Genomic DNA, 19,621 nt, shown 5'->3' with positions numbered 1-19,621 from the left:
CCGCCCCCACGGTCATCAGCGTCGGATCCCACAGAAGTGTCACTGCTCGTCAGCCATCTCTCCGGCCCCGCCGGTCTCACACCGGTCGTTCACCCCAGCGCACACGGCCCCGAAAACGTCACCGGTGACAATCGCGCGCCTCTGTGCGCTGTGTGAGTGCCACCTGTGGGACAGGTGGGTTTTCTGTGACCGATTTCCAGGGGTGGGGTAGTGAGTCCTCGCAAGACCCATGCGTACAAGCCGTTGAGCCCGGGGCGAAGAGCCTGGCTGACGGCAGGTGCCGTCGTCCTGAGCGGCGCGGGCATCGTGACGTACGCCATGGCGGATCCGTCCGCGCAGACCGACGCCGGGGAGCGGGGCCGCAAGCCGTCGATCCACACCCTGAAGCTCAAGAGCGAGGGTTCGGGCCGCCGGGCGCTGGACCGCCGGGCCACCGAGCGCTTCAGCGCGGTGCTGCTGACCTGGAACGATCCCCAGGCCGACGCCAAGGGCACCCCCGAGGTGCGCACCCGGGACCTGGAGACGGGCAAGTGGTCCGGCTGGCAGAAGCTGGAGCACGAGCCGAACCAGGCCGACGGCGCCGAGGGCGAGCGCGCGGCCGTGCGCGGCGGCACCGCCTCGCTGTGGACCGGCGACTCCGACGGCGTCGAGGTCCGCCTCGTGAAGGCCGACGGCACCGAGGCGGGCGGCCAGCCGGCCGGCATGGACGTCAAGCTCCTGGACCCGGGCACCGACCCGCACCCCACCGAGGGCCTGGAGCCGGCGGCGTACGCGGAGGAGACGGGCACACCGACGGCGACCCCCACGGACTCCACCTCCACGTCGGCGCCCGCCACGGAATCCCCCACCCCGACGCCCCCGGCGACGCCCACGCCCACCCCCACAGCCACGGCGTCCCCGACGGTGTCCACCTCCCCGACGCCCTCCACGACCCCGTCCCCGACCCCGACCGTCCCCGCCCCCCGCCCCTCGACGGTCGTCAAGCCGCCGATCATCACGCAGGCCGAGTGGGGTGCCTCCACGGACTACGACGGCACCCCCGGCTACGGCACCGAGATCAAGGCCGCCGTCATCCACCACACCGGCACGACCAGCGACAACACGCTGTCCTGCGCCGAGTCCCGGGCCCGGATGCGCTCCATCCAGCAGGAGCACTTCTCCCGCGGCTACTACGACATCGGCTACAACTTCGTCGTCGACCGGTGCGGGCAGATCTTCGAGGGCCGCAGCGGCGGCACGGACCTGCCGGTGACCGGCGCGCACGACGTCGGCTTCAACACCAACACGCTCGGCATCTCGTACCTCGGCAACTACGAGTCCGCGCAGCCCAGCCGCGCCGCGCTCGACGCGATGGCGCGGATCGTCGCCTGGAAGTTCGGGATGTACGGCATCGACCCGACGGGCAAGGTCACGCTGACCTCCGGCGTGGACGCGGGCGTCGACGGTAACAAGATCGCCAAGGGCCAGTCGGTCACCCTGCCGCGCGTCTTCGGCCACCGCGACACCAACGCCACCGCCTGCCCCGGCAAGAACCTCTACCCCAAGCTCCCCCTGATCGCCGCGCTCGCGAAGACCCCGGGCATCTCGCACGCCCTGGCCACCTCCGACTACAACCGGGACGGCATGTCCGACCTGGTCGCGGGCGTGCCGAAGGCCAACACGGTCAAGGTGATCCCCGGCGGCGTCGACGGCCCGGTCCCGGCGGCGAAGGTGTCGCTCACCCAGAACAGTCCGGGCGTCCCCGGCTCCTCCGAGACCGGTGACGGCTTCGGCTCCTCGACCGCCTGGGGCGACGTCAACGGCGACGGCCACGCCGACCTCGCGATCGGCGCCCCCGGCGAGGACGACACCAGCGGCAACGCCGACCGCGGCGCGGTCACGGTGATGTACGGCCCGGCCCTCGCCACCGGCTTCTCCTACAACACCTCGGGCGTCACGGCCGCGGGCGCCAAGCTCGGCTCCGCCGTCACCGTCGGCGACTTCAACGGCGACGGCAAGGCGGACGTCTTCTCGGCCGGCGCGGGCCGCGGCGGCACCTGGAACGTCCGCCTGAGCAGCACCAGGTACACCTACGGCAAGCTCACCTCGGCCACCGGCTCACTCGCCTACGTCGACGCCGCGACCGGCGACTTCAACCGGGACGGCTACGCCGACGTCGCCCTCAACTACCGCGACACCGGCGGCATCGGCCGCGTGGTCCGCTTCGCGGGCTCCTCGACCGGCCTGGCCAAGGTCGGCGTGATCTCCGTCCGGGGCGGCCGCTCGATCGCCGCGGGCGACGTCAACGGCAACGGCTACGACGACATCGTCATCGGCCAGCCGGTCGCCTCCGAGTCCGGCGGGAAGTCCGGCGGCCAGATCACCATGGTGCCGGGCACCTCCACCGGCTTCACCACCACCGGCATGACCGTGATCCACCAGGACACGGCGTACGTCCCGGGCGGCAACGAGTCCGGCGACGCCCTCGGCACCTCGGTCTCCGTCGGCGACCACAACGCCGACGGCTACGCCGACGCCCTGGCCGGCGCCCCCGGCGAGGACCTCGCCCGCGACGGCGCCAACCGCGCGGACGCAGGCAACGCGATCCTCGTCAGGGGCAGCGCCTCCGGCCTCACCGGCTCCGGCTCGATCGGCGTCTCCCAGGACACCTCCACCGTCCCCGGCGCCACCGAGACCGGCGACCGGTTCGGTTCGGCGGTGTCCCTGACCGACCTGTCCGGTTACGGCCGCGCGGACCTGACGTTCGGCGCCGACGGCGAGGACGGCACGGACGGCATCCTGCTGTACCTGCCGAGCAACAGCACCGGCCTCGGCTACGGCGACTCCGTCATCTACAGCAGGTCCACCCTCGGCACCCCGACGGACGGCCGCCTCGGCCAGACGCTGACGCCGTAGGAACACGCCGAAGGACGAGGGTGCCTCAGGAGCGGCGCCCTCGTCCTTTCGTGTTCTCGCCCGTCAGAACCCGTTCGCCGCCTCCGTCGCGTCCCGGCACAGCAGCCGCAGCGACCCGTCCCCGGCGAAGCACCGCCGCGCCTCGTCGATCGGGTCCCACATCCGCCCGTCGGGGGTACGGATCCAGTGCTCGCCGCCGGTCGCCAGCCACTCGGCGCCGGTCTGCCGGACGATCACCTCGCCGCCGTAGGCCCCGAATCCGCGCAGCACCTCCGCCACGGCGGCGTACGGCGGTCGTTCCCGGCGTATGTCGTCGATCATCCGGTCCAGGCGCCACAGACTCTGCGCCGAGTAGTCGAGGCGCAGCCGCGCCCCCTCGCGCAGCGCCGTCACCGCGTCCGCCGCCCATCGCACCGGCTTGGTCGCAGCCGAGGGCCTGGTCTCCTGCTGAGTCGTCACATCCCGGAAAGCGTCACGGGACGGCGTTTCGTCACCCCGATTCCGGGTGTTTCCGGGACCGGTGCAGGACTGCCCCACCTCCCCCGCACGACGGTCACAGGACTCGCCCGGAAACAGGGGTTTACCCACGTCCGAAGCGTTCCGAAGGGTGGCGTCCGGCGCGGTCAGCCCCGCCCACGCGCCCGGCGCGACACCACCGCGCGCAGCACCCGCCGCCCCTCCGTCGACACCTCCAGCACCCGGCGCAGCCCGCCCACGCCGTGCTCGGCGAGCAACTCCAGGACGACGATCTGCCGCCGCAGTTCGGCGGAGACGAGCGGCGACATTCCTTCCGTACGGCCTTCCCGGCGCGCGTCGACCGAGGAAGTGTCCGCCTCGCGGGGAGCCGCGACCTCCAGGAGCCGGTGGATCCGGAGCGAGGCCACGGAGCAGGCGTCCGCCCACACCCGCACCTCGGCCGCGGACGGCTCGGCGGGGGCGGCGGCGAGCATACGGCGGGCGAGCAGCACGGCCTCCTCGTCGCCACTGGTACCGGCGTCGCCGGCCTTGCTCCGCACCTGCTCCCAGAGCTCGCCCCACCGGCCGGCGTACCCGTCCTCCGCGAGCCCGGCCCACAGCGGCCGCAGCAGTTCGTCGTCCGCCCCCAGCAGAGGCAGGCACCGGTCCAAACAAGCCAACCCGCTGGCGGCCAGTCCGCGTTCGTCGGCCTGACCGATCAGTTCCACCAGGCTCATCCACGCCTCCCTCGCCGAACGGTCCTCCCTAACGGAGCCCGCACTTCCCCTTACTGCGCGCGACGGGCCGGGAGTGTCACAGGGGCACCACGCCGAGCCGGTCGAGCAGGCGGAAGAACAGGTTTTCGGCCAACTCGCCCGCGCCGGTGTCGGGGTCGGCGAACAGCACGTCGAGCACCGGCCCGGCGGCCACCACGTGCCCGGCCTCGGCGGCCCAGGCGACGGCCCGCTCGGCGGCGTCGCGGGGGTGGAGGAAGTAGTCCTCCAGGACGGGCCGTTCCTCGGTGTCCACCACACCCTCGGCGTCCTCCTCGGCGCCCTCGTCCACACCCCCCTCGTCAACCTCGCCGCTATCGCCGCCGTCGTCGTCGTCGCCCGTGTCGACGCCGAGGTGCGCGGCCATCGCGGTGCGGGCCAGACAGGCCGTCCACACCCCGCTCCGCGGCCCCGCCGCCTCCACGACCACCGACGCGCTGTCCATGACGTACCCGAAGAGCGCGGGCGAGCCGGTCCGCTCGGCGAGCGCGCTCATCTTCCCCACGTCGCCCTCGCCCTGGTACTCCCAGACCTGCCACCCGTCCGGCGCCGACACGCGCAGGACCATGCCCGCCGCGTTCGGCAGCGTCTTCAGTTCCGCGAGGGGCCGCTCGGCGCGGCCCACGACGAAATATCCCCAGAAACCCATGACCGTCCCGATTCCCCCTGCTGCTCGGTGCGACGCAGTGCAGCTTGGGGCCGAATACACCACAGTCGCACGGGAGTTCGCAGGCGTATGGGGCAATCCGCCCCCGGTTGCGCCGGGGTTCAGCCAAGCCGGTCGGCGAGCGCCCTGAACTCCGTCCAGGACAGCGCCGGCTCGCGCGGGTCCCACAGCTTCTGCACGGTCGCCCTGAGCGGCATCCGGATCCCGGCCGCGACCTGCGCCTGGGTCTGGGAGTTCGGCAGGTCACCCCACACCGCGAAGGACCCGCCGAGGATCTGGTCGTCGTACGTCGAGGGCACCGCCCTCGTGCCGCGCACCACGAGCGGTGTCCACCGCTCGTAGATCCGCTGTCCCGTCGGATAGACGAAGGTGAGCGGCTGCCCGAGGACGTAGTAGAGGAACTCGTCGTTGTAGTTGACGAGCTCGCGCCCCGCGCTCAGGTACTCCACCGGCGGCCGCGCGCCGATCTCCTTGCCCGTCCAGTAGGCGACCTGGAGGTCGTCCGCGGGCCGCACGGACGTCCCCCGGAAGAAGCCGTCGTTCCACGCGCGCGGGGTCCTGCCGAGCGCCCGGACGGTGGCGGCGCGGTCGTTGAGCCACCCGGTCGTCAGGTCCGCGACGGTGGCGCCGGTGCCGTAGGCCTTCCGGGCGGCGGCGGCCAGCTGCGGGTAGGTGGCCGCGGGACTGGACACCATCAGCGCCCGGTACTCGTCGCCGCCGAGGTGCCAGGCAGCGCCGGGGAAGAGCTCGGCGTACTCCTTCAGCAGGTCGTCGACGATCTCGGCGGAGGCGGGCTCGGAGATGTCGATGGCTCCCCGCGGGGCCAGCCCCGCCGCACTGCGCAGTTGCAGCTCGGGGTGGGCGTCGATGACGGCCCCGAGATGCCCGGGCGAGTCGATCTCGGGGACGACGGTGATGTGCCGCTGGGCCGCGAGCGAGACGATCCGCCGCACCTGCGCCTTGGTCAGGTGGTCCTCGGAGACGACCTCCGGATGCGAGTCGGACTCGATCCGGAATCCCTGGTCGTCGGAGAAGTGCAGGCCCAGCTGGTTGAACTTCAGGTCACCGAGCTCCCGCACCCGGTCCTCGATCCAGTCCGCGGTGAAGTGCTTGCGCGCGATGTCCAGCATCAGCCCGCGCACCGGCTTGGCCGGCTCGTCCCGTACGACGCCCTCCGGCGCCGTGCCGCCGCCGCGCACCTCCTGCTTGAGCGTGCGGGTGCCGTAGAACACGCCCGCGTCGGCCGGCCCGCTGATGGTCACCCGCCCGCCGCGCACGGTCATGGTGTACGACTCCGGGTCCGCCCCCTCGTCCCCGCTGAGCGCCAGCCGTACGTCCCCGGCGCGCACGTCGGCCTTCTCGCCCGCGTACGCCATCCCCAGCTCACCGGCGAGCAGCCGCCCCTCGTCGGCCAGGTCCCCGTCGCTCACGACGACCCGCAGCCCCTTCGCCGGCTTCCAGCCCGGGCCACGCGCTGGCGTGTGCGAGCGGACGGCGGGGATGGTGCGGGGGGCCTTGGACAGGGGGTACCAGCGGGTGGGGCTCGGGCTGGGCGTGGGGGTCGGGCTCGGGCCGGCGGCCGTGTCCTGGGACGCCCCGGCGGGCCCGCCGTCCTCGCCGTCGCCGTCGCCGCCGGTGGCCCAGAGGCCGAGGCCGACCCCGGCCGCGACCGTCACGAGGACCACGGCGAGGACCAGCACCCAGGTCCGCCGCAGGGCCGCCTTCACCGAGGTCCCGGGTCCGCCCGCCCCGCGTCCGTTCCGGCCCTGTCCGTGCTGACTCCGCCTGTGCTGGTTCACGGGCGCCAACCTAGGGCCTCGGGGGTCGCGCCCGGCGCCTCAGGGGTCGCGTCGCGTCCACCACACGTTCTGAAACTCTCCCGTTCGGATGAAATTCGCGCATCGGACGGACACGTCGGAGCGTCACTCGATAACGTGGCGCCACATCGCTCACAGCTTCCCCTGCCGAAACACACGTGACGCCCACACATCTTCCTGGCCGAGTCGCCATACCGACGCTGCCCGAGCAGCCCCGCAGCGCCCCTCTGGACCGGTTCAACACCACTCCCGCCGACGACCTCCGCCCCACGCTCCTCACCTGCCTCCGCAGCCACCGCTGGGCCACCCGCATCGCGGCCCACCGCCCGTACCCGGACCTGGACGCCCTCCTCGCCGCGTCGGACGAGGCGGCGTACGACCTGACGCCGGGCGACCTGGCGGAGGCCTTGGCGGGCGAGACCTTGCCGGGGCTGCCGGCGGACGCGTACGGCGCCGCGCACATGGCGCTGGACGCGGCACATGCGGCGTACGAAGCCAGATTCGGCCACCAGTTCGTCATCTGCCTCGACGGCCTGGCCCCCGAGGAAGCCCTGGACCACGTCCTGGCAGGCATCCGGTCACGATTGACAAACGATCCAGAAGAGGAACGCGTGGTGGCGGCGGAGGAACTACGCCGCCTGGCAAAGGGACGGCTACTGGTCCTCCTCAGTGGCGCGGGGAACTGCGCGACCAGCCACTGCCGGCCTGCACCCGGCGCATAAGCAGGACAAACCCCCTCGGAAGCCGCAACGCTCACCCATACGCGTGCCACTTTGATCACACAGATGGGCCCGGCGTAAGCCCAGCGCTAGCGTCTCGCTACGATGCTGGGGGCCGGTGGACCGTACCCGGCCGGGCCCGTCCGACACAGAAGCCGGCGCGGCCCCAATCCCCGCTCCCGGAGGGTTCTTCCGTGCCGGCTGGAACGCTGTACCGCGGCCGGGAAGGAATGTGGTCCTGGGTGGCTCATCGAGTCACCGGCGTCCTCATCTTCTTCTTCCTGTTCGTTCACGTGCTGGACACCGCACTTGTCCGTGTCTCCCCCGAGGACTACGACAAGGTCGTAGCCACGTACAAGACGCCGATCGTCGCGCTACTGGAGTACGGCCTCGTCGCCGCCATCCTCTTCCACGCGCTCAACGGTCTGCGCGTCATCGCCGTCGACTTCTGGTCGAAGGGCCCGCGCTACCAGAAGCAGATGCTCTGGTCCGTCGTCGGCCTGTGGCTCGTGCTGATGCTCGGGGCGATCTACCCCGTCCTCGGCCACGCCGCTCGTGAACTGTTCGGGAGCTGACGCGCATGTCCACTGCTGAAAAGACCGCGTCCGGTATCGGCCCCGTCGAGGGCGAGTCCCTCTACGGCGTCGACAACCCGGCCCCTCTCATCGAGGCCCCGCGCAAGCGCACCAAGAAGACCCCGAAGAGCACCCGGGGCAACTTCGAGATGGTCGCGTGGCTGTTCATGCGTCTGTCGGGCATCGTGCTGGTCGTCCTGGTCATCGGCCACCTGCTGATCCAGCTGGTGCTGGACGGCGGCGTGTCGAAGATCGGCTTCGCCTTCGTGGCGGGCCGCTGGGCCTCGCCGTTCTGGCAGGTCTGGGACCTGTTGATGCTGTGGCTGGCCATGCTGCACGGCGCCAACGGCCTGCGCACGATCATCAACGACTACGCGGAGCGCGCGAACACCCGGCTGTGGCTCAAGGGCCTGCTCTACACCGCCACGGTGTTCACCATCCTGCTGGGCACGCTGGTGATCTTCACCTTCGACCCGAACATCCGCTAGGCACGGGGCTGAGGCAACCACTCATGAAGATCCACAAGTACGACACCGTCATCGTCGGCGCCGGCGGCGCGGGCATGCGCGCGGCCATCGAGTCGACGAAGCGCAGCCGCACCGCCGTGCTGACCAAGCTCTACCCCACCCGCTCCCACACGGGCGCCGCGCAGGGCGGCATGGCCGCCGCGCTGGCCAACGTGGAGGAGGACAACTGGGAGTGGCACACCTTCGACACGGTCAAGGGCGGTGACTACCTGGTCGACCAGGACGCCGCCGAGATCCTGGCGAAGGAGGCCATCGACTCCGTCCTCGACCTGGAGAAGATGGGCCTGCCGTTCAACCGCACCCCGAACGGCACGATCGACCAGCGCCGCTTCGGCGGTCACAGCCGGAACCACGGCGAGGCCCCGGTCCGCCGCTCCTGCTACGCGGCCGACCGCACCGGCCACATGATCCTCCAGACGCTGTACCAGAACTGCGTCAAGGAGGGCGTGGAGTTCTTCAACGAGTTCTACGTCCTGGACCAGCTGATCACCGAGGTCGACGGCGTGAAGCGGTCGGCGGGCGTGGTCGCGTACGAGCTCGCGACGGGCGAGATCCACGTCTTCCAGGCGAAGGCCGTGATCTACGCGTCCGGCGGCTGCGGCAAGTTCTTCAAGGTGACGTCGAACGCGCACACGCTGACGGGCGACGGCCAGGCGGCGGTCTACCGCCGGGGCCTGCCGCTGGAGGACATGGAGTTCTTTCAGTTCCACCCGACCGGCATCTGGCGCATGGGCATCCTGCTGACGGAGGGCGCCCGTGGTGAGGGCGGCATCCTCCGCAACAAGGACGGCGAGCGCTTCATGGAGAAGTACGCGCCGGTGATGAAGGACCTGGCGTCGCGAGACGTCGTGTCCCGCTCCATCTACACGGAGATCCGGGAGGGTCGCGGCTGCGGCCCCGAGGGCGACCACGTCTACCTCGACCTGACCCACCTCCCGCCGGAGCAGCTGGACGCCAAGCTGCCCGACATCACCGAGTTCGCGCGCACCTACCTGGGCATCGAGCCGTACACGGACCCGATCCCGATCCAGCCCACCGCGCACTACGCGATGGGCGGCATCCCGACGAACGTCGAGGGTGAGGTCCTGGCGGACAACACGACGGTCGTCCCGGGCCTGTACGCGGCCGGCGAGGTCGCCTGCGTGTCCGTCCACGGCGCCAACCGCCTCGGCACGAACTCGCTGCTGGACATCAACGTGTTCGGCAAGCGCGCGGGCATCGCGGCGGCGGAGTACAGCCAGAAGGCGGACTTCGTCGAGCTGCCGGAGAACCCGGCGGAGCTGGTGATCTCGCAGGTCGAGCGCCTGCGGGACGCGACGGGCACCGAGCGCGTGTCGGTCCTGCGCCGCGAGCTCCAGGAGACCATGGACGCCAACGTCATGGTGTTCCGCACGGAGCAGACGATCAAGACGGCGGTGGAGAAGATCGCGGAGCTCCGCGAGCGCTACCTGAACGTCTCGATCCAGGACAAGGGCAAGCGGTTCAACACGGACCTGCTGGAGGCCATCGAGCTGGGCAACCTGCTCGACCTGGCCGAGGTCATGGCCGTCTCCGCCCTGGCCCGCAAGGAGTCCCGCGGCGGTCACTACCGCGAGGACTACCCCAACCGCGACGACGTCAACTTCATGCGCCACACCATGGCGTACCGCGAGGTCGGCGACGACGGCACCGAGACCGTCCGTCTCGACTACAAGCCGGTCGTCCAGACCCGCTACCAGCCGATGGAGCGTAAGTACTGATGGCAACCCCGACCCTGGACAAGGCGGACACGGCAGGCACGCCCGAGCCCGGCTTCGCCGACTCCCCGTACATCACGGCCACGTTCCGCGTCCGCCGCTTCAACTCCGAGGTCTCGGCGGAGGCCACCTGGGAAGACTTCCAGCTGGAGATCGACCCCAAGGAGCGTGTCCTCGACGCCCTCCACAAGATCAAGTGGGACCAGGACGGCACGCTCACTTTCCGCCGCTCCTGCGCCCACGGCATCTGCGGCTCCGACGCGATGCGGATCAACGGCAAGAACCGCCTCGCCTGCAAGACCCTGATCAAGGACATCAACCCCGAGAAGCCGATCACGGTCGAGCCCATCAAGGGCCTGACGGTCCTGAAGGACCTCGTGGTCGACATGGAGCCGTTCTTCCAGGCCTACCGCGACGTCATGCCCTTCCTCATCACGAAGGACACGAACGAGCCGACCCGCGAGCGCTTCCAGACCGCCGAGGACCGCGAGCGCTTCGACGACACGACGAAGTGCATCCTGTGCGCGGCCTGCACGTCGTCCTGCCCGGTCTTCTGGAACGACGGCCAGTACTTCGGCCCGGCGGCGATCGTCAACGCCCACCGCTTCATCTTCGACAGCCGTGACGAAGCGGGCGAACAGCGCCTGGAGATCCTCAACGACCGCGACGGCGTCTGGCGCTGCCGCACCACCTTCAACTGCACGGACGCCTGCCCTCGCGGCATCGAGGTCACGAAGGCGATCCAGGAAGTGAAGAGGGCGCTGATCACTCGGCGCTTCTGATCTTCGTTCGCTGTAGCGCCTCAGGGCCCTGTTTCCTTCACTTGGGGAACAGGGCCCTCTGGTGTTTTTGGCCGGTTCGCGCTGCTGCGGAAGCGGGGCGTGGGCCGTCACACTCCAATCCATTCCATCCGTTGTGGTTCTGGCTTCCGGAGGGGGAAGCGTGTCGGAGCTCGAGCCGCCCGGTCCAGGAAGGATTCCCTGGAACGCGCCACGCCCTCTCGGTTACGGTCCTGCCGATGCGATGGCGCTCTTCGTCGCCGCTCCTCTGCTGACGGCGGCAGCGCTCTCTCTGGCGGGAGTAGTCGGCGGGGGCGACACACACTTCCGTTGGCCCGGACCGATCCTGCTGTTGCTCGTGGTCTCTGCCATCACGCTCATCGCCAGCATTCAGCTCAGTTATCACGCACGGCTCTATCTGTATTCGTATGACGACCTCGTGAACTGGTATTCGGAAACCTACGTCAGCAAGCACAAGCTGACGTTGTGGCAGAAGCAGCAGGAAGACCACGAGGACTGGCAGAACTACAACCTCGCCGCTGTGATCTGCTTCAACGTCGGCACCCTGCTTCTCGGCCTCGGCATCGCCGCAGCGCTCGTCCCGCCTGATGACGGCCGACAGGCGCCATGGCGCTGGACGGCAGCAGCCATCTCCCTGCTGGCAACCGTCGCGGACGGGGTCTGGATCACGTATCTCCATCGAAAGGTCGCCAAGTACCCGCTAGACGTACTTGTTCGTCGTGCCATCGGTAGAAGGGGTTGACGCGTGCTCGTTGAACTCGAACTCCCGGGCTTCCCTCCGCCACCTCGGAGGCCGATCTGTCTTGGTTGCACCGCTGAGGTGCCAACTGGCGTCACCCACAACAACCGGACGACATACACACCGCAAGAGCTCGTAGCCTGGGAAGCCACGGTGCCCGAATGCGGAGCACCGGACGAAGCGGTCTTTCCTGATCCACGCGGCTTGGAGGTCGATCACGACGAAGGCTGCGAGTACGAGGGAATACCTCCCGTCGCGCTGTGGCAACGGGATATCAAGATTGCGAACGCGGCCTGGCTGAAGGTGCGGGAGGCCAAGAGGCGCCGCATATAGGACCCGCCGAACGAGAATCCCTCAGCTGCCGGCCTCGTCCCGGCATGGCCGGCAGTCGGCGCCGCCGTGGTGATACCGAACGTCGAGTCGCCCTCGTCCGGCAACCAGGTCCGAAATGCGGGCGAACAGCTCCAGCTCTTCCTCCCGGTCGTCGGGGAGTCGGTGACGTAGAGCGGCGGCCAGGTCGAACCGGTGCAGGTCGTACACGACATGCATCAGGGCGGAGTACGACTGCGCGACCGTGACCGCACCCTTGTACGCCACCCAGGCCAGCACCAGGCCTGCCCCGCACAACCACCATGTGGACATCTCGTCGTACAGGGCCACCGCAGCCGTCAGGGTGAGTGCCAGGAAGGACCAGCACAGGTTGACCGCGGTGTCGAGCGCATCGCGGGTGGAACGCAAGGCCTGAGCCAGGTAGCCGGACACCTGTGGATAGATCCGTGGCCAGGAGGTCAGTGTGGTCAGGCCGTAGCGCTCACCCGCGCTCAGCTCTCCCGCGCGCAAGGCGTTTCCGAGCGCGGTGGGCAGAAGCGCCTCCACCGACGGGCGGAGAGCGAGACGACGCCGGGCATCGGCCTGGAGCCGAAGAGCGGTGTCATCACGCGCCACCTGCTCAACCCGCCTCCGCAGTGCCTGCCACCGCCGGCGCTGCAACTGGGCCAATACCCCGGCGAGCCTGGCTGTGAGGTACCACCGGTCCCAGTACCCCTCCAGGACACGCACCGCCCGGACCTGGAACGGCTGGAGCAGCACTCCCAGCAACGACGCGCAGACTGTGACCGTAGCCAGCACGCCCATGACCGCCATCGGCCGCTCCGGCCACACAGCACCCCAGTCACTGCGCCCCGAGAAACTCCCCGCGCGTACGAACCCGAGCACCCCACCCACGAACAGCGCGCACGGCACGAAATGCACCGCCAGCACCCGTCGCACGCGCCCCGCCCTCCCCATACGCCCCTTGAGCGGTGTTCAGTATGGAACGGGACGTCAAACGGAGCGGAGGGAGGGGCGGTGGTCGGCCCTATGAGGATCCAGGGCGCCGATTCACAGCTGTCAGGTCGATCTCGATGTCGAAGGGCACGGAGAGCTTGAGCCGGTCGTGGAAGATGCCAGTGAGGCCGTAGGACTTCGTGGCGGGGTCGAGTTCGTAGACGTACACGACGGGAAACCCTTTGTCGTCGTCCTGCTCGACACGCCAGAAGTGGCGCACGCCGGCGGCCGCGTACTTGCGGGGCTTGACTTCACGGTCACGTTGGCGGGAATCGGGCGAGACGACCTCAATCGCGAGGATGACGTCCTCAGGCCTGTGCCAGGTCTGGGAGGGACCCGTGGCCGCCTCGGCGGGGACCACCAGCAGGTCGGGCTCGGGCCGGTTCCTGTCGTCCAGCCGCACCGTGAATTCTCGGTCGACATCGAAGTGATCCGGAGCCTGACTCAGCAGGTTGTACTCCAGCAGACGCATACAACGCAGATGAAACCGGGTCTGCGGACTCGTGAAGACGAGACTCCCGTCAATCAACTCCGTGTGAGGCGGGAGGCCCGGAATCCGGTCGAGGTCGTCCGCGGTCCAGCCCTCAGGGGGCGGAATCGGCCAGCGGTACACCGGCTCGTCGTCCGGCCCGTCGTCGGATACGGCGCTCATTGGTGCTCCCATGGGACGGAGTCTCGCCGGATGATTCAGCGTACCCAGGGGCAATGACAGCCGCCTCACCTCAATGAGTGATCCAATAAGTCGGGCCCTGGACTACTACTCGATGTCGTCGCCCTCCGGATCCTCATAGTCCTCAGCGAGCCGTAGTCCGAGATCGGACTCCCACTCCAACGCCCACCGCCGCAACTCCACGATCTCCTCCGACCCCAGCCCGTACGCCGCGAACTCCTCGTCACTCACCCATACGACGCTCTCCAGCCGGTCCCGCAGCTCGACCAGGTCGAACTCCGCCTCGTCGCGCAGCCCCAGTTGTTCGAGCTCGATCACGGAGTAGTACCGGCAGGCTGCATGCACGTCGATCACGTCCCGCGGCAGGCCACGGTCGCCGAGGGCGTGGACCTTCATGACCACCAGGTCTTCGAGATCGACCACGGGCCCGACCTCCATCACCACGGGCCGACGGGACAGCGCCTCTTTGAGGAGATCCACCTCGCAGGCCTCTTCACCGACGGGGTCCGTGACGAGCAGCCGCGCTTTGAGCGGCCTGACGTCCACCACGGTGACCCCCCAGCCCTTGTCCTGTAGGCCGTCCGCGAGACGCGAGACAATGTCCGGCATCGACGCATCGTGCCGAGTGGCGAAGTCCAGGTCCTGGCTCGGGCGACAGACCAGGCCATGAGCCTGTACAGCGAACCCGCCGGCCAGGGCAAGCTCGTACTCCTCGCCTGCCTCCAAGGCGTCCGCCAGCAGACGGCGATGCAGAGGGGGCAGCTTCATACGGCGCTGGACCGACGGAGCTCGGGAAACGCTTCCTCCCAGGGCTCGCGTACCCCACGACCGAGCATCTTGCGGAGAACCGGCCAGTGCCGGACGAGGTGACCACGGTTGAGGTAGCGCACGAAATCGTCCCTGGATCCATTGTTCAAGATGATCCGGTAGAGACCGATCAGCAGCTTCACATCCCCGAGAGCGAAGACGCGCAGCCCGGACCAGGCAAGATGCAGGGGAAGCTCAATGTTCCCGCTCTCGGGCCCAGCCAATTCGTCGAGCGTCGTCGGTAGCCGCTCCGTCCCGTAGCCCCAGCGGGAGGGAGCTCTCCTACTGTCGTCTGCGTAGTCGGCCACACCAGCAGTATGCCGGTCTGGCAGGTAGGCCGCGGTCGCAAGCGCGATCACGCGGCAACCGCTCCACTGCCGCAGGCCGACGACACTCCCACCTCACACCACAACAGCTTCCCGCCCCGCCCGAAGAGATCGTCCCCCAGCGGATATCCGCCCCACGCATCCGCGTAGTGGCACACAAGCAACAGCCCGCGACCGCCGTCGGCCTCGCCCGGAACCGCACAAACGGGACCGGACCGTTTATCGAAGGGAGGAGGGATGTGCGGATTGGTGTCCCCGACACCTCAGCCGAAGTCGGCCGCGAGCAAGTCCGCAGAGACTGAGAGTGGCCGGCCCGGTCGCGTACCGGTAGGCGTTGGTGACCAGCTCTGATGCCAACAGCTCGGCCGAGTCCTGGAGTTGGCACATGCCGTGGCCGGCGAGGACAGCACGCAGTGTGATCCGCGCGATGCGCGCGGCGCGCGGATCGTGGGGCAGTTGGAGGGTGTACGCCCAAGTTGGGGACACTTCGCACTCGGACGGGGATACGGTGACCATGAACTCCTCCTGAGGTCGGGGGGACTTGGTCGCTCCACGAATCGCCGGGCGGTGGCAGTGCCGTGCGCTTGAGTGCGGCACGGTGCGCTTCCGGTTATCGGCGGAGTCGGCTGAGCGGTTCGAGTCTCACCGTAGACTGCAATCCCTGAAGGTTTTGCTCCAATCTGCAAAAGCTTCAGGGATTTACCTCGTGTGGGTTACCACCGCATCAGGTGTACGGAACGGAGCGAGAACATGGCACCACGAACGGTCGTCACAGCTCGCCGCCTGCGCATCGGAGTCGAGTTGCGCCGCCTGCGGGAGCGAGCCGGCATGACCGCAGCCGAGGCCGCTCGGGCACTGGGCACCACACAGGCACAGATGAGCAACATCGAGGCCAACCGCTTCGGCATCAGCGCGGAGCGCGTACGCACCCTCGCCCACATCTACGGCTGCACTGACATCGCTCTGATCGACGCCCTCGCCGACATGGCCGCCGATCGCACGCGAGGCTGGTGGGAGGAGTACCGGGACAGCTTGCCGACCCGACTCCTCGATCTCGCGGAGCTGGAGCACCATGCCACCGCCCTGCGCGTGACCCAGGTCATCAACATCCCCGGCCTTCTCCAAACGCCGGAACATGCCCGCGCATTGTTCCGCGAGGCGGTGCCGGGCCTGCGCCCGCACGAGATCGAGTACCGCATCTCCCACCGCATCAAGCGGCAGGCCATCCTCCACCGCGAGCAGCCTCCGCCGTACACGGCGATCGTCCACGAGGCCGCCCTACGTATGCAGTTCGGCGGACGGGACGTGGCCAAAGCCCAGCTGAAGCACCTCACAGAGATCAGCGCGCAGGCGAATATCAGCATCCGTGTGATCCCCTTCGACGGCACGTCGTTCCCGACCACCGGCCACGCCGTCGACTACTTCCACGGGCTGGTACCGACCCTCGACACCGTCGAGGTCGACACCGCGCACGGCAGCGAACTCGTCGATGCCGTAGGACAATTGGAGAAGTACCGACTCGTCCTGGACCGCATGCAGGCCGTGACCCTGGGTCCCGCAGCCTCCCTCGATCTCATCCACCACATCGCCCAAGACACCTGAGAGACGAACCGTGACCGACCTGACCTGGCAGAAGTCCACCTACAGCGAAGAAGGCTCCGCCTGCGTCTACCTCGCCGCCACTCCTACAGGACCGATCCTCCTGCGCGAGAGTGATGAACCGGAGATACTGCTCACCACCCTTCCTCGCCAAATCAGTGCTCTGATATCCGCCCTCAAGTCGGCAGATGACTTCGAGCGGGCAACATCTCGGCAACCGATCTCCACCGACTTCCCCCACTTCCACCCGCGGCAGCATACGGGTGAAAAATCCGAAATTTTCCACTGACGAATCCGGAAACTTAACGACACCAGCATTTCTATGCCAGCAATCATCCGATGTCTGAGCGCCCTTATGGCCCTCATCTCCTTACTTGGAACGAGTCGGCCCACACATCGTCCAGATCCACGCACCGTACCCCCACAGGCCTGACCCCACCAGGCGACATGTGACATAATTTCCCCATGATTGATCCAGCAAGCATTAACTTGTCCAAGTTCCTTGCTGACTGGTACGGGCCGCCCGACAAACCAACCAGACAGCTGCCAGCCGATTACTCTTGGATTCCCTCGCCTCTGGCAAGCTGGTATCAGGTCTCTTCCCGATGGGAAAGATCACTCGTAACACTGAAGAAGTTCTACAAGCCCGAAGAAATCAAAGTCACTGAAGGTATGGAAATTTTCTTGGAGGATCCAGGCGAAGCCATCTGGGCCTTCAACCCCGACAGCCCATGGGATGTCTACGAAGGCCAGCTTTACACTCCGTGGGAAAAGGCTCGTGAACCCCTCAATGAGTTTCTCATCCATAATGCCGTGCAGGAGGCAGCCTATAATGCCACATCAAGGCGATCATGCGATGAGGTAGAACTGGGCCTGCTCCAAAGCATTCTTACCCCAATGACCGAAGTGGCGTTCGGAGGATGGCGCTGGCCTCGCCCAGGGCACCGCATCTTCATGAACAGCACCCTCATCGCAGACATCGGTCCAGCAATCGAGGAGGTTGAACCTTGGGGAGATAAGCCGGGGTACGTCTCGATTCAAATCGGAAGCAGCACTCAAACGGGTCTTGCATACCTAGATGAAATCCATGCAATCGATTGGGTGACATCCGGCCACCGCGGCGACTAAGGGTTGTCCCGTAACTGCTGGTCATGGGTGAGATGATCTTGTCGTGCCTGGTGTGATCACGGCGTCTGAGCCCTCCTGGATAGCCCCGTTCACCGGGCTGAGCCCGCGCCAGTTCGGCAAGCTGATCACCGCGCTCCGTCGTGAGGGTGCGGACCCGGTGCGCAAGGGCCGGCCATGGAGCCTGCCGCTGGAGGACCGCGTGCTCCTGGTCGCCGCGTACTGGCGGACGAATCTGACCCTGCGCCAACTGGCCCCACTGTTCGGGGTGTCCAAGTCGGCGGCCGACCGCATCATCGACCACCTCGGGCCCGCGCTCGCGCTCCAGCAGCGCAAGCGGTTCCGCAAGGACACCGTGCTGATCGTGGACGGCACCCTCGTTCCCACCCGTGACCACACCATCGCCGAGCAGTCCAAGAACTACCGGTACTCCACCAACCACCAGGTCGTCATCGACGCCGACACCCGGCTCGTCGTCGCGGTCGGCCGACCAGTCGCCGGCAACCGCAACGACTGCAAGGCGTGGGAGCTGTCCGGCGCCAAAGACGCCGTCGGCAACACCACGGTCATCGCAGACGGCGGCTACCGCGGCACCGGCCTGGTCATCCCGCACCGCCGCGAGAAAGGCCAGACCGAACTCCCGGACTGGAAGGAGGAGCACAACGCCTCCCACCGCAGAGTCCGTTCCCGCGTGGAGCACGCCTTCGCCCGGATGAAGGGCTGGAAGATCCTTCGCGACTGCCGACTGAAAGGCGACGGCGTCCACCACGCCATGCTCGGCATCGCCCGCCTGCACAACCTCGTCCTCGCCGGGTGATGCAGAACCCGCAGGCCATCCAGCGCGCCAAAGATCATTTACGGGACAGCCCTTAGCACGGAAACGTCGACGGGTGACACGGAGATAAAATATGAAACCGTGTCACCCGGTTCACCTTCTGCGACTCACTCGCCTCTATACGGAACGGTTTGAATCTTCCCAGTTCCGTCCTTGTAGGTAACTTCAAGGGTCGCCCCTCTGGGCAGCATACGTGGAAGCCTGTCATTACAGGCCCCACAAATATAGTCTCCAGTGATATACAGACACCCAAGTTTGCTTCTAGTCTTTCTCATTTCAGCCGCAGCCTGGGCTTCCAGATGATGATGAAAACTTCCAGATCCGGGCGGGTTAACATATCCGGGTTTAAGATTGTTGCGCCCTGACGACAAGGGTATCGAGTCGTCATACCCCTCCAGGTACAGGGCTCCGGACATGTTTCCAGGGTTTGTAAATTTCTTATTTGCTTTACCAGCCGCGGCAAACCCATCTTCGTGAGTTACAACCTTCCCACCCCGCCCGGTCGAACCACCCCGCCCATTCCAGCCGAAAGCAAAATACCTGCAGCAACAGTCTGCATGAAGCTCGACGTGGCACCCTCAGGACACGCATTACCCCCCTTGCATGCCATCCAGAGCCAATGCCCCACTGAAGTGACCCCTCGGGGCCCGACACTTCCGTTCTATGCCGCAAGGCCGAGTCGTTGTCGGTAGCGGGTTCTCGCTTCGTACGGCGTGATGTAGCCGATGGTCGAGTGGATCCGCTCCCGGTTGTAATGTTCCGCGATCCACCGGAAAACGTCCTGCCGAGCCTGCGTGATCGACTCCCAGACCGTCGTGCCGATCTCGGCTTTGAGGACGGCGAAGAAACTCTCCGCCGCGGCATTATCGAAACAGGACCCGGTTCGACCGACGCTCTGCCTGATGTCCAACTCCGCCAGAACATCCCGGAATTGACGAGACGTGTATTGCGAGCCGCGGTCCGAATGAAAGATTGCGTTGCCGGCGGTGTGCCCGCCGGTATGGGCCATTCGGATGGCGTCCTCGACGAGTTGGGTCCGCATGTGGTCGGCCATCGACCAGCCCACCACTTCACGCGTGCACAGATCGATCACCGTCGCCAGATACAGCCATCCCTCTGCAGTCGGCAGGCAGGTGATGTCACCGACGAGCTTCAGGCCGGGCATCGGCGCCGTGAAGTCCCGCAGGATCAGATCCGGCGCTGGCGCAGCCGAGCGGTCCTGTTTCGTC

The 19,621-nt window shown here is 67.7% G+C and carries 22 protein-coding genes and 1 pseudogene; 12 read left to right on the top strand and 11 right to left on the bottom strand.

Going from position 1 to position 19,621, the window contains the following annotated elements; all coding sequences use genetic code 11:
• Positions 1 to 210 precede the first annotated feature (210 nt).
• On the top strand, positions 211 to 2,895 hold the full coding sequence (locus K4B79_RS10805; RefSeq protein ID WP_232026275.1) for an N-acetylmuramoyl-L-alanine amidase: 2,685 nt from the start codon (positions 211 to 213) through the stop codon (positions 2,893 to 2,895).
• A 63-nt stretch (positions 2,896 to 2,958) separates the two neighbouring features.
• Here K4B79_RS10805 and K4B79_RS10800 read toward each other — a convergent pair whose 3' ends face one another.
• From K4B79_RS10800 to K4B79_RS10785, 4 genes are all read right to left on the bottom strand, one after another.
• On the bottom strand, positions 2,959 to 3,354 hold the full coding sequence (locus K4B79_RS10800; RefSeq protein WP_232026274.1) for a hypothetical protein: 396 nt from the start codon (positions 3,352 to 3,354) through the stop codon (positions 2,959 to 2,961).
• A 164-nt stretch (positions 3,355 to 3,518) separates the two neighbouring features.
• Complete coding sequence (locus K4B79_RS10795; RefSeq protein ID WP_232026273.1) at positions 3,519 to 4,088, bottom strand: hypothetical protein; 570 nt, start codon at positions 4,086 to 4,088, stop codon at positions 3,519 to 3,521.
• Positions 4,089 to 4,164: 76 nt separating this feature from the next.
• Positions 4,165 to 4,773 carry a hypothetical protein gene (locus K4B79_RS10790; protein WP_232026272.1) on the bottom strand — a complete coding sequence of 203 codons (609 nt, stop codon included), beginning with the start codon at positions 4,771 to 4,773 and terminating at the stop codon, positions 4,165 to 4,167.
• A 119-nt stretch (positions 4,774 to 4,892) separates the two neighbouring features.
• Positions 4,893 to 6,506: a beta-N-acetylhexosaminidase gene (locus tag K4B79_RS10785; protein WP_269463400.1), complete on the bottom strand. Its 1,614-nt coding sequence runs from the start codon at positions 6,504 to 6,506 to the stop codon at positions 4,893 to 4,895.
• Positions 6,507 to 6,766: 260 nt separating this feature from the next.
• On the opposite strand from K4B79_RS10785, the gene K4B79_RS10780 reads away from it, so the two are divergent.
• From K4B79_RS10780 to K4B79_RS10750, 7 genes are all read left to right on the top strand, one after another.
• Complete coding sequence (locus K4B79_RS10780) at positions 6,767 to 7,330, top strand: 2-oxo-4-hydroxy-4-carboxy-5-ureidoimidazoline decarboxylase (protein WP_232026271.1); 564 nt, start codon at positions 6,767 to 6,769, stop codon at positions 7,328 to 7,330.
• Positions 7,331 to 7,521: 191 nt separating this feature from the next.
• Entirely contained in the window at positions 7,522 to 7,902 is a 381-nt protein-coding gene (gene sdhC, locus K4B79_RS10775; protein ID WP_078504082.1) for a succinate dehydrogenase, cytochrome b556 subunit, read from the top strand.
• A gap of 5 nt (positions 7,903 to 7,907) precedes the next feature.
• Positions 7,908 to 8,390 (top strand): succinate dehydrogenase hydrophobic membrane anchor subunit, encoded by a 483-nt coding sequence (locus K4B79_RS10770; RefSeq protein ID WP_232026270.1) that lies wholly within the window; start codon positions 7,908 to 7,910, stop codon positions 8,388 to 8,390.
• A 23-nt stretch (positions 8,391 to 8,413) separates the two neighbouring features.
• A complete protein-coding gene (sdhA, locus tag K4B79_RS10765; protein ID WP_232026269.1) occupies positions 8,414 to 10,168 on the top strand; it encodes a succinate dehydrogenase flavoprotein subunit in 1,755 nt (584 codons plus the stop codon).
• A complete protein-coding gene (locus tag K4B79_RS10760) occupies positions 10,168 to 10,947 on the top strand; it encodes a succinate dehydrogenase iron-sulfur subunit (RefSeq protein WP_232026268.1) in 780 nt (259 codons plus the stop codon). Before sdhA ends, K4B79_RS10760 begins: the two co-directional genes overlap by 1 nt.
• A 241-nt stretch (positions 10,948 to 11,188) precedes the next feature.
• Positions 11,189 to 11,707 carry a hypothetical protein gene (locus tag K4B79_RS10755; RefSeq protein ID WP_232026267.1) on the top strand — a complete coding sequence of 173 codons (519 nt, stop codon included), beginning with the start codon at positions 11,189 to 11,191 and terminating at the stop codon, positions 11,705 to 11,707.
• A gap of 3 nt (positions 11,708 to 11,710) precedes the next feature.
• Complete coding sequence (locus K4B79_RS10750) at positions 11,711 to 12,037, top strand: hypothetical protein (RefSeq protein WP_232026266.1); 327 nt, start codon at positions 11,711 to 11,713, stop codon at positions 12,035 to 12,037.
• 21 nt (positions 12,038 to 12,058) lie between these two features.
• On the opposite strand, the gene K4B79_RS10745 is transcribed toward K4B79_RS10750, so the two are convergent.
• The 5 genes and pseudogenes from K4B79_RS10745 to K4B79_RS48590 all read right to left on the bottom strand — a co-directional run bounded on the left by K4B79_RS10745 (position 12,059) and on the right by K4B79_RS48590 (position 15,349).
• Positions 12,059 to 12,973, bottom strand: coding sequence for a hypothetical protein (locus K4B79_RS10745; protein ID WP_232026265.1), 915 nt, complete (start codon positions 12,971 to 12,973; stop codon positions 12,059 to 12,061).
• A gap of 88 nt (positions 12,974 to 13,061) precedes the next feature.
• Positions 13,062 to 13,682 (bottom strand): Uma2 family endonuclease, encoded by a 621-nt coding sequence (locus K4B79_RS10740; protein ID WP_232026264.1) that lies wholly within the window; start codon positions 13,680 to 13,682, stop codon positions 13,062 to 13,064.
• Positions 13,683 to 13,787: 105 nt separating this feature from the next.
• Positions 13,788 to 14,468, bottom strand: coding sequence for a nucleotidyl transferase AbiEii/AbiGii toxin family protein (locus tag K4B79_RS10735; RefSeq protein ID WP_232026263.1), 681 nt, complete (start codon positions 14,466 to 14,468; stop codon positions 13,788 to 13,790).
• A complete protein-coding gene (locus K4B79_RS10730) occupies positions 14,465 to 14,815 on the bottom strand; it encodes a hypothetical protein (RefSeq protein WP_232026262.1) in 351 nt (116 codons plus the stop codon). Before K4B79_RS10730 ends, K4B79_RS10735 begins: the two co-directional genes overlap by 4 nt.
• A 47-nt stretch (positions 14,816 to 14,862) precedes the next feature.
• Positions 14,863 to 15,349, bottom strand: a pseudogene (locus K4B79_RS48590) (ATP-binding protein).
• Positions 15,350 to 15,583: 234 nt separating this feature from the next.
• Between K4B79_RS48590 and K4B79_RS10720 the strand changes: the two are divergent.
• From K4B79_RS10720 to K4B79_RS10705, 4 genes are all read left to right on the top strand, one after another.
• Positions 15,584 to 16,435, top strand: a complete 852-nt coding sequence (locus K4B79_RS10720; RefSeq protein WP_232026261.1) for a helix-turn-helix domain-containing protein — start codon at positions 15,584 to 15,586, stop codon at positions 16,433 to 16,435.
• A gap of 10 nt (positions 16,436 to 16,445) precedes the next feature.
• Positions 16,446 to 16,721: a DUF397 domain-containing protein gene (locus tag K4B79_RS48250; protein ID WP_308280429.1), complete on the top strand. Its 276-nt coding sequence runs from the start codon at positions 16,446 to 16,448 to the stop codon at positions 16,719 to 16,721.
• 176 nt (positions 16,722 to 16,897) lie between these two features.
• On the top strand, positions 16,898 to 17,560 hold the full coding sequence (locus tag K4B79_RS10710; protein ID WP_232026260.1) for a hypothetical protein: 663 nt from the start codon (positions 16,898 to 16,900) through the stop codon (positions 17,558 to 17,560).
• A 43-nt stretch (positions 17,561 to 17,603) separates the two neighbouring features.
• Entirely contained in the window at positions 17,604 to 18,374 is a 771-nt protein-coding gene (locus K4B79_RS10705; RefSeq protein ID WP_232026259.1) for a transposase, read from the top strand.
• A 125-nt stretch (positions 18,375 to 18,499) separates the two neighbouring features.
• Here K4B79_RS10705 and K4B79_RS48585 read toward each other — a convergent pair whose 3' ends face one another.
• Together K4B79_RS48585 and K4B79_RS10700 are read right to left on the bottom strand one after the other, a co-directional pair.
• Positions 18,500 to 18,808: a DddA-like double-stranded DNA deaminase toxin gene (locus tag K4B79_RS48585; RefSeq protein ID WP_374208453.1), complete on the bottom strand. Its 309-nt coding sequence runs from the start codon at positions 18,806 to 18,808 to the stop codon at positions 18,500 to 18,502.
• A gap of 245 nt (positions 18,809 to 19,053) precedes the next feature.
• Positions 19,054 to 19,621, bottom strand: a 568-nt coding sequence (locus K4B79_RS10700) for an IS3 family transposase (protein ID WP_232026258.1), incomplete at its 5' end; no start/stop codon positions are given.

The sequence above is a fragment of the Streptomyces lincolnensis genome (genome assembly GCF_021173675.1).
In the GTDB taxonomy this organism is placed as follows: Bacteria; Actinomycetota; Actinomycetes; order Streptomycetales; family Streptomycetaceae; genus Streptomyces; species Streptomyces lincolnensis_B.
This window is presented reverse-complemented; position numbering and strand designations above follow the sequence as displayed.

What these genes read in the sequence shown, in the direction of transcription:
- K4B79_RS10710 (WP_232026260.1), top strand. Translation starts at nt 16,898, where the DNA reads ATGATTGATCCAGCAAGCATTAACTTGTCCAAGTTCCTTGCTGACTGG.
- K4B79_RS48585 (WP_374208453.1), bottom strand. Translation starts at nt 18,808, where the DNA reads ATGTCCGGAGCCCTGTACCTGGAGGGGTATGACGACTCGATACCCTTG.
- K4B79_RS10740 (WP_232026264.1), bottom strand. Translation starts at nt 13,682, where the DNA reads ATGAGCGCCGTATCCGACGACGGGCCGGACGACGAGCCGGTGTACCGC.
- K4B79_RS10760 (WP_232026268.1), top strand. Translation starts at nt 10,168, where the DNA reads ATGGCAACCCCGACCCTGGACAAGGCGGACACGGCAGGCACGCCCGAG.
- K4B79_RS10720 (WP_232026261.1), top strand. Translation starts at nt 15,584, where the DNA reads ATGGCACCACGAACGGTCGTCACAGCTCGCCGCCTGCGCATCGGAGTC.
- sdhA (WP_232026269.1), top strand. Translation starts at nt 8,414, where the DNA reads ATGAAGATCCACAAGTACGACACCGTCATCGTCGGCGCCGGCGGCGCG.
- K4B79_RS10735 (WP_232026263.1), bottom strand. Translation starts at nt 14,468, where the DNA reads ATGAAGCTGCCCCCTCTGCATCGCCGTCTGCTGGCGGACGCCTTGGAG.
- K4B79_RS10790 (WP_232026272.1), bottom strand. Translation starts at nt 4,773, where the DNA reads ATGGGTTTCTGGGGATATTTCGTCGTGGGCCGCGCCGAGCGGCCCCTC.
- K4B79_RS10770 (WP_232026270.1), top strand. Translation starts at nt 7,908, where the DNA reads ATGTCCACTGCTGAAAAGACCGCGTCCGGTATCGGCCCCGTCGAGGGC.
- K4B79_RS10755 (WP_232026267.1), top strand. Translation starts at nt 11,189, where the DNA reads ATGGCGCTCTTCGTCGCCGCTCCTCTGCTGACGGCGGCAGCGCTCTCT.
- K4B79_RS10795 (WP_232026273.1), bottom strand. Translation starts at nt 4,088, where the DNA reads ATGAGCCTGGTGGAACTGATCGGTCAGGCCGACGAACGCGGACTGGCC.